Source organism: Streptomyces sp. NPDC111516, from assembly GCF_055635345.1.
Genome location: NZ_JBVKBV010000055.1, coordinates 1 through 12,880 on the forward strand (window position 1 = coordinate 1; position 12,880 = coordinate 12,880).

Genomic DNA, 12,880 nt, shown 5'->3' on the forward strand with positions numbered 1-12,880 from the left:
GCCGCCCTGCGCGTATCTCACACCCCACAGCTACCGACCCGACTCAGCCGCTGTCAGGCGAACGGCCCGACATCACCCAATCAAGTTCAGTAGCCGGCAGCCGCGCTGGATCAGTTTCTCCAGCAGCCCGACCACACCGTTGGTGCGACTGAACAGATACTCAGGCATGGAGCCGGTGCGCAGCATCCCCTCGGTGTCGTTCATCAGACGCAGGTTCTGCTCCACGGACCTCAGGTGGTTGTCCCAGGCGCTGATGTCAGCGGGTGAGTCGTAGCTGAACGGCTTGAGCTCGATCATCTCGAACCGTCTCTCGTGTTGGGTTGCGGCCTCCGGGTTGGGGCTGCGGCCGCGGTCCCTGACCGGAGGGATGACCCACTGCCGGGTCGCCGCGTCGAAACGGCCGCGGCGCAGCAGACCGGAGACCGGGATCCCGACACCGACCAGGATGAGGGTGACGGACATACTCATCACTTCCAGAAGCAGGTCCAGGACGTCCTGGTCGCTCTCACGGTGCAGCTTGAGCCGGGTGATGTCGTCGATCACCAACGCCTTGGTGGCGTGCGAGGCGATCGCGGCATTGACCGTACGGATCAGGTCCTCCTGGCGCATGTTCTTGTAGTCCTCGCCGTAGAAGTCGAGGATGCGCTGGCAGGTGGACACGGGCGTGGCTTTCACCGGGCATCGCACATACGCGACCGGGGCCAGCAGGTCCCTGGTCCCGGCCATGGCCTGCGGGTTCATGTACTCGTTGACTTCCAGCCACTCGGACTCGAACGCTGCAAGGGCCGCGCACACGGTCTCCGTCTTGCCCTGCGCGCCGCCGCCGTTGACCATCACCCCGGTGCGGATGCCGGTCTTGTGGCTGTAGGCGCCGTCCTCGATGCGGGCTTTGACCAGCCACGCCACCACATCACTCATCGGAGTGCTCAATACCGGCAGGCTGCTGTGCGTGGCCAGACGGTGCAGATCGTGCAGACGGCGGCGTCGTGGAGACAGCTGCAGGTACTGGCTGCTGCTGATGACAGGGGCGGGAACAAACTCGTCACGGGTGCTCACCCATCGCTGCCACCCCTCCACCCGGGTGCGATCGATCGGCGGCCCGGGCAGGAACGACGGGGCAGGGACACGTGAGGCACTGGACACTGTCACCGGTTCTGTTCAACGTCATGGGGGTCGGTGGGGGCGTGAGGGTCCTTGTCCTCGTCCTCGTCGAGGAGGTCCATGAGGCTGGTTCCGCGCAGCCGCTGGCTGAGGGGGGATGAGAGGGCGGCCTGGTGTACCCCTGCTTCACGGCGCCGGCGGCGTTCGGTGTCGATCGCGGCCTGGCCCTGCTCGACGCGCCGCTGCCACGGCAGCTCGACGACGTTGTCGGCCGGCTGGCTCTGACGCGGCACCGGCGGGGCGGGCTTCCAGTCCGCCGGGAGTGTGCGGGGCCGGTCCGCTGCGGCTGCGGCCGCCTGCGCCTCCTCCCGCGCGATCTCGATGCGCTGAGCTTTGGTCAGCTGGGTAGGCCACTGTTCCACAGGCACCTTGGACCCGATCAGGTCCAGCAGAAGCGGCAGGAGATCCTTGTCCGACTTCGGGGTGAGCCCTTGCGACCGCAGATCCCGCAAGACCTGCCGTACACGCGCGTCGCTGAAGGCGGGCGCCCGCCCCTCCTCCGGCAGCCCCACCCAGCGCAGCTGGTGCCACTCATGGGTCAGCGGATCCTGGAAGTACACGAAGCACGGATCACGCGGATCCCGGTGGAAGACGTACCTGTTCTTCGCCACCCCGCCCCGGCCCGACCTGCGGAAACGCCAGTCCTCAAGAGCAGGCCCGTCATACCACAGGTTCCTGATCTTCACCCCTCGCCGGCCATGGATCATCACGCGGTGCTGGGGAAGCAGCTGGTAGTAGAGATCAGCGGAGGGGATCTGCAGGGCGAAGCCTCCCTGTGCCATGGAGGCAGCGAACAGAGAGTTCGGGCTGTGATCCCCCAGCGGGTCCCAGCTCGGGGCGTAGGACCCGAACCGGCGGTTCTGCCAGATCCGCACGATCCAGGTGGCGATGAAGTGTTCCATCTCGGCGACGGTCAGGCACGCGTCGGCTTCCGGATCGCGCCCGCGGTCCGCCGCGTCGATCCCCTGGAACCCCGGGAGGATCCGAAACAGCAGCGACTGGATGGCCCCAAAGGCCCGCTCCACGGCCTGCTTGTCCGTCGGCCGCAGGACACGGCTGGGGCGGATGTTCGCGCCGATCACACGCTGCACTTCGACGAGGTGATGATTCTTGTAGACGGAACCGTGGTCGGTGGTGACGGTCTCGGGTGAGAAGAACGGCAGCCCAGCGGTCTTGTGGTCGGCGAACTCGGTGACCACGGTGCTGGGAACCCCGGGATAGGCCCATTCCATGTCCTCGCCCCAGTCGGGGCGCATGGGCAGGGGCATCATCACATCGCGCAGGATCATGGCGATGTCCACCGACGTGTCCGAGACGAGCGTGAGCCGGAACGCGACGATCGAGTGCGTGTAGACGTCGAGTGCCAGTGACAGGTGCACGGACACCGGATCGCCGAAGATGTTCTCGAGTACCTTGACGGGCAGGATCGTCGTGTCGAGTGCCACGACCTGGCCCGGGCGGCTGACCACGACGTGCCGGCCGGTGGCCACCGCCTGAGCCCGGGCAGCCGACACCGCATAGCGCTGACGGGCCCCTGAGGATCCGAACCACTCCCGCCACAACACCCGCAGTGTTTCGTAGCCCGGGATCTTCTCTTCCTCCTCCTCCCCGAACTCCTCTCGCACGTACTGATGGATCAGCCGCTCGCGGTCCTTGCCGGTGAGCTTGGACCGGTGCAGTGTCTCGTGGCGCACGGCCAAGATCGCCTCGCGTACCGCGGGCGTGATGCGGTGCCCCGTCGCTTCACGCAGCCACCGGTCATCGGCGCACCCCACCGGCCCGAACCTGCGCACGCCCAGATCCCAGCGGACCAGGGTGCGGTAGCTGACCTTGTCCAGCCGCTCTTCGGCTGCTCGATGCGGATAGGCGACGGTGGCCTGGCGCAGCTCCCGGACTTTGGCGTGGCGACGTTGGGTGAGCGTGGTGGCGTCCGGGTCGTAGGCGGGTTTCGGCTCCCCGGGCAGAGGCCGGAGGGGATCGCCGCTGCGGTACCCGCTTTCGACCTCGCGCAAGTGCTCCACACGCCGCATGGCCAGTGTGCGCTTGTCCGTCGGCAGATCGAGCATGGACTTCGGCTGGCGCCCACGAGAGGCAGCCGGAAGGTCTTTGCGCGTGCGTGTGGACGGACGCACCGCCGGGTGATGCATCAGCTCCCGCACCGTCGTCTGCCACGGCGCCCCCTCCGGCTGGTGAAGGACGATCTTCCCCGCCTCGGGCTGGAACTTCTCCACCCACCAGGGGGTGCCGTTGACGATGAGCTCACTGCCCACCGAGAGATCCCAGGTCGTCATGGTCACCAACGTCCCAGCGCCGGGCGGCGTACCGCGGACAGGCGCACGGCACTGGCGTCCCTGAGCGGTCCCGACATCTCCACGCCGAGACGGCGATGCCAGAGCAGATGGACAGCGTGAGCCCGGCCCACCGCCGGGAGGCTGCAGCGCTCCACCAGTTCACCGAAGGACTGAGGTCCCTCAGCCGCTGCGGACAACAACTGACGCTGCAGGCCCAGCGGGTCGCAGAGCTCTCTGCGGCCCGCGGAGAAGGAGTCGACCAAGCTCACTGCGTGATCGCACCAGCCCGTCACCACCGCGTAGTTCCAGCCCGCAGCCAGTGCCACTTCCGCACTGGCCGCGAACTTGACCTCGTCCTCGAAGCAGATCCGTTGCGCGGGACGGACATCGACCAGGAGCGGGACGCCCTTCATGAGCAACAGAAAGTCGGGCGTGTGTTCCACGGTTCCTTCGACGGTATCGAAGTACATGCGAAACGGCTGCGCCAGCGCTTCCAGCAGGATCCCCGAGAAGTCCGCGCTGAGCAGGAGCAGTTCTTCTTCGAAACTCTCGAACCCGTGGTGGCGTCGAGTACTGACCAAGTACTCGAGACCCGGCCGGTGCCATTGCCCCGTGCGCCAGGTGAAACGCCGCATCGGCATGCTGGACAGCATGTCCACCTGGTGCAGGTCTCTCACCGAGAAGCTGACCGGGTCACGTCCGAAACGCCAAGAAGTCGTCCATCTGGAGCTCCAGTCCGGAGGCTTGACCAGGTGGGAAACCGCATGTTCTGAGATGGTGTGGGTGCGGGCCAGATCGGTCAGTCCCGAGACGTCCGACCACAGCGAAGTGACGGATGTGGGCGTCGATACGGCATCGCGCAGAAGGTACTGGGGCGCCATGTGTCTTGTACTCGCAGTGGTGCGGCAGGCAGTTTCCAGCATCATCGTGAACCGCGCTGCAGCGGTGCAACTCGTTTCATAGGACCAAAGGTGTGCGGCGAGGATGTGTGCTAGTAGGGAGCTGATCACGGGATCAGGAGCCCAGATTCGCGATGCCCGCGCGCGCTGCGGGCACGTGCCGGCGCCAGCGCCCGCCGTACGGGGCGCGTGATCCGTAGTCGGCCGAATCGGCACGAGACCCGCTGGAGAAACCGTCGTCACGACACTGCGGGCCGCCAACGGCGAGCATGAAGGCGGTCGACGCCGCACTCTTTCGAGGGATTGAAGATGATCTCCCCATCCGGAATTCCAACTGCCCTGATGCCTGTTCAGGAGCAGTGGCTTTCAACGCCGGTGTAGCACCCCAGCTGCATCGGCAACCTTGTCGGCCGATCCCAGGTAGCCGTAGACGTACATCTGCGCCGTTTCGCTGCGGAGACCGGTCTTCCAGGTCTCTCCGTCGAACGACTGCGAGCACTCTATGAGCAGACCGCCACGCTCCCCGGGCACGACTGCGCCGGACCGGAGCACCCCATCTGACGCTTCAAGTCGCAAGCCGTGCAAAGCACCAGGTCGACCATCGGTCCACGACCATCCGGCTGCGTGAAGCAGCCGGTCTTTCCCCCGCAGAGGCAGCGGGGCACATCCGGTGCCACGAGTCCAAGATCGGCCGGCTCGAGTGCGGCAGGTCCCCCTGAAGGAACGCGACATCCTTGACCTGCTTGATCTGTACGGCACGGATCCGCGGGAGCAGGTCGCGGCCTCGGAACTGGTGCGACTGTCAAAAACAGCTCCTGCTCCCAGCCGTCGGTCAGGACCTCCAACGGCTTGCTCGGCTCCGTCTGCATCAGGAGGGCGACGCTGCGGGCGAGCTCGGAGAAGTCGTCCTCCTGCCAAGTGAACTGCTGCCTGGCCACCCGCAGCAGATACCCCTCCAGTCGCTCGCCGACGGGCAGGCGGCGGATAGGGTCGTCCAGGGCCGCGTACTGGGCGAGGATCTCTGCGCGAGAGCAGATGCCCCCGCGAAAGCACCGGGCTTGACCAGCAGGATCTCCAGGTAGTGGTCCAGGACGTCGTGGAAGGTGTAGCGGCGGGTCAGTCTCGGATGGCGGGCCACGACGTGACGGCCGTCGTGGATCGACAGCTCATTCACCCGCAGCTTCACCCGTACCTTCAGGCCGATGAACTTCGCTGGCACCGAGTAGTAGCACTGGCGGACGGTGACCCGGCCATTGCGGTGCGCCAGCGCAGGTCGATCCCGCAGTCATAGCCGTCCGCGGGCAGCGGCCGCAGCAAGGGCCGTTCCTGCTCGAAGTCGAAGTCGAAGCCGATCGAGGTCGGTCGACCGTGGACGTGCCGGGCATCCTCGGCGACGCCGATCGCCGCGAGGCGCTCGTTCAGCTCGGCCAGCGACTCGACCTCGGGCGGCGGGACCAGGTGCTTGCGACGGAACCGCCTGCCCTCGTGCTCGACGCCGACCTTTTCGTAGGCGCCTTCCTCACCAAGCGTGCAGTAGAACGCCGAAAATCCAAACGTCCGCGGGTTCGTGAATTCTGAAGGGTTGTCGTGACGAACCCACGGGTTCAGGAGCGAAGTTTGCCTGGACGAGACGGCGGTTCAGAGCTGCAGCAGCCGATGAAGCGAACTCGGCGGAACAGTAAGGCGGCGGGGCATCTGGGAGGTTCTCCGCCGCGCGGGGCCCTGACCGGGGGTCAGGCGTTCGCCTGATCGTCCCAGAACCACTCAAAGAACCTTTCCCATACGAATGGGACCTCCTTTCCGGAGGCATTCAAGTTGAACTGCTTTGAATAGGCAGTCAGTCCTTCGGCGCACAGCGCAGCCATCTGCTACGCGCCATCGGAGAACTTGTACAGCATCGGGGTGATGTCGGGGAAGTTGAAGAGCGATGATTGATCAGGCAGGTTTTTCCGGTAATGAGCCCATCTGGTCTGAAGATGGAGCAGCCTTTCTTCGTACGACCCGATGGCCCCATTCCGAGTCCAGTGCGAGAAAGCCGAGATGAGGTAGTAGAGACTGCCGAGCGGGTAGAAGAGCTGCGTGCCGCCGACGGAAGTCGGGACTCCGGCGTCACCCTGTGACAGGGGTCAGGCGATCGATCACTTCGGTCACGTCGTCGATGTCCTTGATTTCCGCGAGGAGCTGCGGGACATCGGCTTCCGCTATCCGGCCACTGACGTCCACCACGCCGTTGAGCACGGTGACCTCGACGGTGTTCCGCGCAGCTGGGAAGTCTTCGGTGAGAATTCTCGACTCAATCTCCTCGCGAATTCCGGCATCATCGCGTATCAGCGCGTTGAGCAGTGTGTTCCTGTGCACGGTACCGATCAGGCGGCCCTCGTGGTCCGTCACCGGCAGGCGCTTGAGACGCGACAGGGACACGAGCCAGGTGGCTTCGGCGACGGTCGAATCAGGGAACACGGTGACGGCCGGAGAGGTCATCAGCGTCTCGGCGGTCTCGGCACGGGCCTTGTCGTGCAGCCGCCGTTCCCTCAGCCGGCCGATCGCGCCCGGTTCGTATCCGGACGCCTCGACCGCGGCCTTCGCCAGCAGGTCGGACTCCGACACCACACCCATTACTCGGTCGTCGGTGTCGACCACTGGCAGGGACCCGACGTGTTCACGGGTCAGGGTCCGGGCGATGTCCAGGAACGGCATGTCTCCGTGCACCGATGCAGCCGGTACGTCCATGACGTCACAGACCAGCAGAGGCGCGGGTTCGGCACCGGACACGGGCTCGGCGGACTCCTTCACCCGCCCCGATGGAGCCGACTCGGGTGCGGGCGGGCGCCGTCTCGCCGCTTGCTTGGCGGACACCCTGGCCACCGTGCCAAGGTAGCGCAACAGCATGTCCTGCCGTAGTGGTTCGTCGGGCCTCCATACCTTTCCCGGCACCGCGCGGCGGGCTTCGGCACCTGCCGCGATGTTCTCGCGCTCAGTCATGGTGGGCTCCTCACTCTGGCCGAGCCGACCTGCGTTCCCAGTCTTCCGCTGCTGAGGCCGGCCGCAAGGGCCAGTCGGCCCGTGCGGGCTGACGGACGGCCCCGACAGGACAGGAAACGACAGACGGCCATCAGGCGGTGAAACTGGAGGAGGGGCGAAGGACAGGAGAACTGTCTTGGTGAGGTTCCGGGACCGCCTCGCAAGATTCCGCCCCACAGACACTCCGAGCGCAGCCGTCACAGGTGTGCCCGCAGACCGTGCGGCGGAGCTGGCGACTGAGCTGGAGCCGCCCCTGCCGGTCTCGTGGGTGTCCAGGGAGCAGGCGGCGCTGATCCGCTCCGAGGCGGCTCGTACGCCCACCGGCTGTTGATGGAGGCGGATCCAGAGCGGGTGCTGGAAGGTTCGGCTCTGGCGTGCTTCGCGCACCCGAGGAAGTGCTGACGCACATCTGGCAGTTAGCCGCCACCGAAAGCTGCGGTGCCTGCTCACCCCAGGGCCCCGGGGAGAGTCCTGTTCGCCCTACTTGGTCACGGGCGTGGGTCTGACTCGGACTCAGCACGAGCGCGGCGCTTATTGATCAGGAGGGTGTCGAGTGCGCGCCGGACAGCAGTCGCCTTGCCGACTCCTGGGGGGTCGGCTGGGTGTGCGTGGTCGACGACCGCCGCAGGATCAGAGTTCAGCGGGCGGCAGGCCGAGGTGGTCGTGCCATGCTCGGCGGCCGGCGGGCGTCACGAGGAGAGCGCGGGTGGTGCCGATGCGCGTCATCCATCCGGTGGCGAGTGCGTGGGCGCACAGGGCGGCGCCCACGGCGCCGGCCAGGTGGGGACGGCGCTCGGTCCAGTCAAGGCATGCGCGCACCGGTGGTCGGCGTGAGCCGGCGGGCACCGTTATACCGGCCTCGGCAAGCCAGAGGGCGCCCTTGCCGGTCAGGCCCGGCTCGGGACCCCACTCCAGCAGCCCGCGCTCGACCATCGCGTCGGTGATCGCCAGCGCGACGGTTCCGGCCAGGTGGTCGTAGCACAGCCGCGCACGGGCCAGTGCCTGCTGCCGGCCGGAGGCCGCGAGCGAACTCGGTGGGGCGCTGCGCTGGGGAGCCAGCGCGGCAAGGCTCTCGATCAGCTCGATCACCCTGCGGTCGGCCACCCGTACATAGCGATGGCGTCCGTGCCGCTCCTCGACGAGGAGTCCGCCGTTCACGAGCAGGTTCAGATGCGAGGTCGCGGTAGACGGTGCGATGCCGGCATAACGCGCGAGCTCGTTCGCCGTCCACGCCCGGCCGTCGAGCAATGCCAGGCAGAAGGCGGCCCGGGTGCCGTCGGCCAGCAGCCTGGCCACGCCCGCCAGGTCCACACCCACATCCTGACCTGCGCGCTGAATGTCCACGGTGCCCATTGTCGCCGACGTCCCTTCGACGTCCGTCGAAGCGTCCCCGCCCTACCGTCGGTACGCGCGCAGGGCTCACCGGCCCCGCACCTTTATCCGCCCGCGAGGCCGTGCCGCCTCCGCGCACGCACTGGAGCAACCATGACCGCATCCGACACGACCGACACCTCATCCCACCATCCCGGGCCCCAGAGGGACCTTATGGTCACCGACGCTCCCACCCCGGCGGACATCGCGGTGATCTCGGACGCGCTGGACCGCTTCAACACCGAGCACACGGGAATCGCGGACCGCAGACCTCTGTCCGTCCTGGTCCATGATCCCGAGACGCGCCAGGTGGTCGGCGGGCTGACCGGGCGTACCTCTCTCGGGTTGTTCTTCCTCGACCTCTTCTACCTGCCGCCCCGCCTGCGCGGCAGTGGGCTGGGAACAGAGATCCTTGAGCAGGCCGAGAACGAGGCCCACGCCCGCGGCTGCCGCACGGCCGTGCTCTATACGATCACCTTCCAGGCCCCCGGCTTCTACGAGAAACAAGGGTGGAAGCGTCTGGGAGAGGTGCCCTGCGACCCGCCGGGCACCAGCCGCGTCTTCATGACCAAAGAACTCGCCGCTCCGACCAGCGAACCAGTTCGGTCGCGGTAACGTCGCCGTGCTCGTTGCACCATCATCCTTCCCGTCCGCTCTGCCACCGACCGCGTGCGGGGCGTCGCGGTCCGGGACAGTGGTCCCGTCCGGGCTGCTCGACGCACTGGCCCGGGTGCCCGATCCGCGCAATCCGCGCGGGGTGCGGTTCCGGCTGGCGACGTTGCCCGCGGTCGGCGTGTGCGCTCTCACCAGCGCCGGTCACAACTCTCTGACCGCTATTGCCGAGTGGGTACGCCGCTGCGACCAGGATGTACTCGCCCGGCTGGGCTGCCCCTTCGATCCCTTCACCGGACGGTTTCGGGCGCCGGGCGAACGCACCCTGCGCGATGTGTTCGCCCGTGTCGACCCCGCGGCACTCACCGCCGCCGGTTTCACCAGGCTCACCACACTCCAGCCCCACCCGGTGAGCGCAACCGACCCGGACGGGAGCGTTGAGCGCGAACAGCGCCGCGCCCACCGCACCGTCCGGCGCGAGACGGACCGGCCGCGACCGCGTCGTGCTGCTTTCGCCGTGGACGGCAAATGCCTGCGCGGCGCGGTCCGCCCGGACGGCAGTCGCGTCTTCGTCCTGACCGCCGTGCGCCACCACGATGGGTTGACCGTTGCTCTGCGCGAGATCGGTGCGAAGACCAACGAAATACCCGAGTTCATCCCGCTGCTGGACACCATCGGTGATCAGGACCTGACCGGCTCCGTCGTCACCGTCGACGCCCTGCACGCCCAGACGAGCCACGCCCGCTACCTCGTCGAGGAACGCAAGGCCCACTACCTGCTGTCGGTGAAGAACAACCAGCCCACCCTGGCACGCCAGTTGACGAGTCTGCCCTGGAAGCACGCGCCGGTTCTCAACCGTTCCCGCGACCGCGGACATGGTCGCGAAGAGGTCCGCGAGGTGAAGGTGGTGAGCGTGGACGGTCTGCTGTTCCCTCACGCCCGCCAGGTTGTTCGCATCCACCGCAAACGCCGCCGAATCGGCACATCGAAGTGGCAGACCGAGACTGTCTACGCCGTCACCGATCTCGCTGCCCACCAGGCATCTCCCGCTGAAATCGCCGCCTGGGCGCGCGGCCACTGGATCATCGAGAACACCGTCCATTGGACCAAAGACGTAACCTTCACCGAGGACTCCAGCCAGATCCGCCGCCACCGCACCCCTGCCGTCATGAGCGCCCTGCGCGACCTCGCCCGCGCTACCCTCCACCACTCCGGATGGGCCAACATCGCCAGCGGCCGACGAGCCCACACCCACCCCGCAGCCACCCTCGCCATCCACGGGATTCCATGATCAAATCGGGCGAACGCGACTCTCCCCGGGGCCCTGCTGCTCACCCTGCCGCGTGGGCTCGCGCCGAGGCACGGATTGTCGTCCGCTGGCACTCCGCCCGGACATGAGTGGAAACGACTGTCGCATGTCACGGCCGAAGCGAGCCTGTGCGCCTTCGGGCGGCGGTCCACCTGCCGTGCCCAGCCTCGCCCGCGCCTACGGAGGCCGACTGGCGGGATGGAACCCATGACGGAATCGAGGTCGATGGCACCGGCATCGACGTGCCCGAGGGAGCCTCCCGGCTCGCGGCCGTGCGGATCGCCGGGATCGAGCTGCCCGCGTTCTGCTCAGATGACCGGCTCAGCCCGGCCGGCTCCTGCCGTACATGTCTCGTACGGGCCGACGGCCGGATCGCGACCGCCTGCGTGGCCCTAGCCGCGTCCAGCGTCCGCGTTGAGTCCGCCACCGACGATCTGCGGTAACTGCGCCGGGAACCGGTGGAGCTCATCGCCTCCGCCCTGCTGCCCCGGCCCTCACCGACGATGCCGGTAACAGCCGCAGTCCCAGGACAGGACCCACGACTCACAGCCGAACGATCACGAGGTGGTGTGCATGGACGAACGAGCAACCCCGGGCCGCATGGCCTCACCGAGCTGATCTACGCCTACACCAGCAACACCCACACCACAGGCACCCTGACCACCGGTGTCGCGCTGATCCTGGCCCTGCTTGTCTGTAAGCACCTCAGTTGGCCCCGGTGTACGGACCTGTTTTGGCTCCACTCGCACGTTCGACGCGGCGCACTCACCACCCCCTGTAGCTGCGTCTTTTCGTTCGAACTGGACCGAACGACTGGGGCCACTTTCCGTCCGTGCGGTGGGGCCGGAACACATGCTTACAAACACCCTGCTCAACTTTCTGCCCGCACTGGCCCTCGGACCACTCGCGGAGGGACTCGCATAGGCGCGCGGTCCCGTCGCGACGCGGCTTCGCCGGAGGTCGTCGCCCACACGGTTGCGCCTGCGCCGCAACCATCGCCCAGCGCTCGGGCTGGCGGCGCTGCCACCTGCGGCCAACCGCTACCTGTCGAACCTGGACGGCTATCGGGCCGCGTTCCCAAGCACGGCTTCCCGCCCCCGTGCGCCCCCGCCGTGCCTATGGCCATACCTGGGCCGCACATGCCCCTCGTCCCGCCTGAGCACCCGCCTGTGACCGGAGCGCGCGTTCAGCCTCAGGCCGCCCCATGGGGAACCGGGGCCATGTGGTCGGTGAACCAGTCACGGGCCAGATCGGTGACCTTCTCCAGGGCACCGGGTTCCTCGAAGAGGTGGGTGGCGCCGGGGACGACCGCGAACCCCTTGTCGGCATTGAACTACTTGACCGTGCCTGTTGCCATCAGTCCCATCCCTGTGCTCTGTTCCGCGCCACGAGGTTGCCACACCCTCGCAGCTCGTCGCGGCTACGCTTCCTGACCTTGCCATTCCGAGTCGCTATTCGCCGGTGGACGGTGTCACCTCGGTAAGCGCGCCTCAGCCCAGAGGTGGCCACTCAGGGCACCGCCGTTCCACGGTAGCCCCGCCGAGGCGGGAGCCCAGGCAACACCGTGGACGGGGCCCGCGCCTGCGTGTCGGCGGGTTCCTTCTGCACCGGACGACCGGCGAGGGCCGCGACGATGTCGGCGGCGGTCAGCACCCCGGCGAGACGCCCGTCTTCCTCCAGCACCGGCAGGGCGTCGGCTTCGGTATAGCTCATGAGGTCGGCTGCGTGGCGTACGGTCTGCTCGACATGTACGAGCGCCGACCTGCGGGCGGGCAGGAGGTCGCCCACGCGCAGGCCGGACAGCGAGGCGGTCGGTGCCGCACAGACGACCGCCACGTCGGCGCTGGCCAGCAGGCCGGCACAGCGACCGTCCGGAATGTGCCGGGAGCCGGATCGCTCCAGCAGCTCCCAGGCCACGAGCACGGTTTCGTCGACATCGATCGTGACCACAGCGGTGCGCATCACGGCAGCGACCGTCCGCGCCAAGACCTCCTGTTCACCGTGGACCGCCCGCGGCTGCTGCTCCTCCATGGTCGCCTCCTTCTTCTTTGCCGGCGTCGCCGCGGCGACACGGGGAAGACGTCGGCTTCCCATTCGCCGCGGTGTGGTGGTCGTCCGACCGCTGTTGCTGTTGCTGTTGGAGTACGTCGAGGACCACGGATCCGTCGACGGTCTCGCGGGTGGTGAGCAGTCCGGCAAGGGTGTCCAGCGCCTCC

13 protein-coding genes are annotated in these 12,880 nt (G+C 67.5%); 6 read left to right on the plus strand and 7 right to left on the minus strand.

Annotated elements, in window-relative coordinates; translation table 11 throughout:
- Positions 1 to 72 precede the first annotated feature (72 nt).
- The 3 genes from ACZ7L9_RS37740 to ACZ7L9_RS37750 all read right to left on the minus strand — a co-directional run bounded on the left by ACZ7L9_RS37740 (position 73) and on the right by ACZ7L9_RS37750 (position 4,333).
- Positions 73 to 1,056 carry an AAA family ATPase gene (locus tag ACZ7L9_RS37740; RefSeq protein WP_471422041.1) on the minus strand — a complete coding sequence of 328 codons (984 nt, stop codon included), beginning with the start codon at positions 1,054 to 1,056 and terminating at the stop codon, positions 73 to 75.
- Between the two features lie 89 nt (positions 1,057 to 1,145).
- Complete coding sequence (locus ACZ7L9_RS37745; RefSeq protein ID WP_471422042.1) at positions 1,146 to 3,452, minus strand: transposase; 2,307 nt, start codon at positions 3,450 to 3,452, stop codon at positions 1,146 to 1,148.
- A 2-nt stretch (positions 3,453 to 3,454) separates the two neighbouring features.
- Complete coding sequence (locus ACZ7L9_RS37750; protein ID WP_471422043.1) at positions 3,455 to 4,333, minus strand: TnsA-like heteromeric transposase endonuclease subunit; 879 nt, start codon at positions 4,331 to 4,333, stop codon at positions 3,455 to 3,457.
- Positions 4,334 to 4,971: 638 nt separating this feature from the next.
- On the opposite strand from ACZ7L9_RS37750, the gene ACZ7L9_RS37755 reads away from it, so the two are divergent.
- Positions 4,972 to 5,070: a helix-turn-helix domain-containing protein gene (locus ACZ7L9_RS37755; RefSeq protein WP_471422052.1), complete on the plus strand. Its 99-nt coding sequence runs from the start codon at positions 4,972 to 4,974 to the stop codon at positions 5,068 to 5,070.
- A 149-nt stretch (positions 5,071 to 5,219) separates the two neighbouring features.
- On the opposite strand, the gene ACZ7L9_RS37760 is transcribed toward ACZ7L9_RS37755, so the two are convergent.
- Entirely contained in the window at positions 5,220 to 5,636 is a 417-nt protein-coding gene (locus tag ACZ7L9_RS37760; RefSeq protein WP_471422053.1) for a Mu transposase domain-containing protein, read from the minus strand.
- Between the two features lie 83 nt (positions 5,637 to 5,719).
- Here ACZ7L9_RS37760 and ACZ7L9_RS37765 point away from each other — a divergent pair, with 83 nt between their 5' ends.
- Positions 5,720 to 5,929 (plus strand): hypothetical protein, encoded by a 210-nt coding sequence (locus ACZ7L9_RS37765; protein ID WP_471422044.1) that lies wholly within the window; start codon positions 5,720 to 5,722, stop codon positions 5,927 to 5,929.
- 531 nt (positions 5,930 to 6,460) lie between these two features.
- On the opposite strand, the gene ACZ7L9_RS37770 is transcribed toward ACZ7L9_RS37765, so the two are convergent.
- Entirely contained in the window at positions 6,461 to 7,333 is an 873-nt protein-coding gene (locus ACZ7L9_RS37770; RefSeq protein WP_471422045.1) for a CBS domain-containing protein, read from the minus strand.
- Between the two features lie 244 nt (positions 7,334 to 7,577).
- On the opposite strand from ACZ7L9_RS37770, the gene ACZ7L9_RS37775 reads away from it, so the two are divergent.
- Positions 7,578 to 7,703 (plus strand): hypothetical protein, encoded by a 126-nt coding sequence (locus ACZ7L9_RS37775; protein WP_471422046.1) that lies wholly within the window; start codon positions 7,578 to 7,580, stop codon positions 7,701 to 7,703.
- 299 nt (positions 7,704 to 8,002) lie between these two features.
- Here the strand turns inward: ACZ7L9_RS37775 and ACZ7L9_RS37780 are convergent, their stop codons facing one another.
- The gene (locus ACZ7L9_RS37780) at positions 8,003 to 8,725 is read right to left on the minus strand and encodes an ArsR/SmtB family transcription factor (RefSeq protein WP_471422047.1); all 723 of its coding nucleotides are present in this window, start codon (positions 8,723 to 8,725) and stop codon (positions 8,003 to 8,005) included.
- A 132-nt stretch (positions 8,726 to 8,857) separates the two neighbouring features.
- On the opposite strand from ACZ7L9_RS37780, the gene ACZ7L9_RS37785 reads away from it, so the two are divergent.
- From ACZ7L9_RS37785 to ACZ7L9_RS37795, 3 genes are all read left to right on the plus strand, one after another.
- Entirely contained in the window at positions 8,858 to 9,358 is a 501-nt protein-coding gene (locus tag ACZ7L9_RS37785) for a GNAT family N-acetyltransferase (RefSeq protein WP_471422048.1), read from the plus strand.
- 7 nt (positions 9,359 to 9,365) lie between these two features.
- Positions 9,366 to 10,646, plus strand: a complete 1,281-nt coding sequence (locus tag ACZ7L9_RS37790; RefSeq protein ID WP_471422049.1) for an ISAs1 family transposase — start codon at positions 9,366 to 9,368, stop codon at positions 10,644 to 10,646.
- Positions 10,647 to 10,792: 146 nt separating this feature from the next.
- Positions 10,793 to 11,107 carry a 2Fe-2S iron-sulfur cluster-binding protein gene (locus ACZ7L9_RS37795; protein ID WP_471422050.1) on the plus strand — a complete coding sequence of 105 codons (315 nt, stop codon included), beginning with the start codon at positions 10,793 to 10,795 and terminating at the stop codon, positions 11,105 to 11,107.
- 1,066 nt (positions 11,108 to 12,173) lie between these two features.
- Here the strand turns inward: ACZ7L9_RS37795 and ACZ7L9_RS37800 are convergent.
- Positions 12,174 to 12,695: a CBS domain-containing protein gene (locus tag ACZ7L9_RS37800; RefSeq protein ID WP_471422051.1), complete on the minus strand. Its 522-nt coding sequence runs from the start codon at positions 12,693 to 12,695 to the stop codon at positions 12,174 to 12,176.
- Positions 12,696 to 12,880 lie beyond the last annotated feature (185 nt).

What these genes read in the sequence shown, in the direction of transcription:
- ACZ7L9_RS37750 (WP_471422043.1), bottom strand. Translation starts at nt 4,333, where the DNA reads ATGGCGCCCCAGTACCTTCTGCGCGATGCCGTATCGACGCCCACATCC.
- ACZ7L9_RS37745 (WP_471422042.1), bottom strand. Translation starts at nt 3,452, where the DNA reads ATGACGACCTGGGATCTCTCGGTGGGCAGTGAGCTCATCGTCAACGGC.
- ACZ7L9_RS37800 (WP_471422051.1), bottom strand. Translation starts at nt 12,695, where the DNA reads ATGGAGGAGCAGCAGCCGCGGGCGGTCCACGGTGAACAGGAGGTCTTG.
- ACZ7L9_RS37770 (WP_471422045.1), bottom strand. Translation starts at nt 7,333, where the DNA reads ATGACTGAGCGCGAGAACATCGCGGCAGGTGCCGAAGCCCGCCGCGCG.
- ACZ7L9_RS37780 (WP_471422047.1), bottom strand. Translation starts at nt 8,725, where the DNA reads ATGGGCACCGTGGACATTCAGCGCGCAGGTCAGGATGTGGGTGTGGAC.
- ACZ7L9_RS37785 (WP_471422048.1), top strand. Translation starts at nt 8,858, where the DNA reads ATGACCGCATCCGACACGACCGACACCTCATCCCACCATCCCGGGCCC.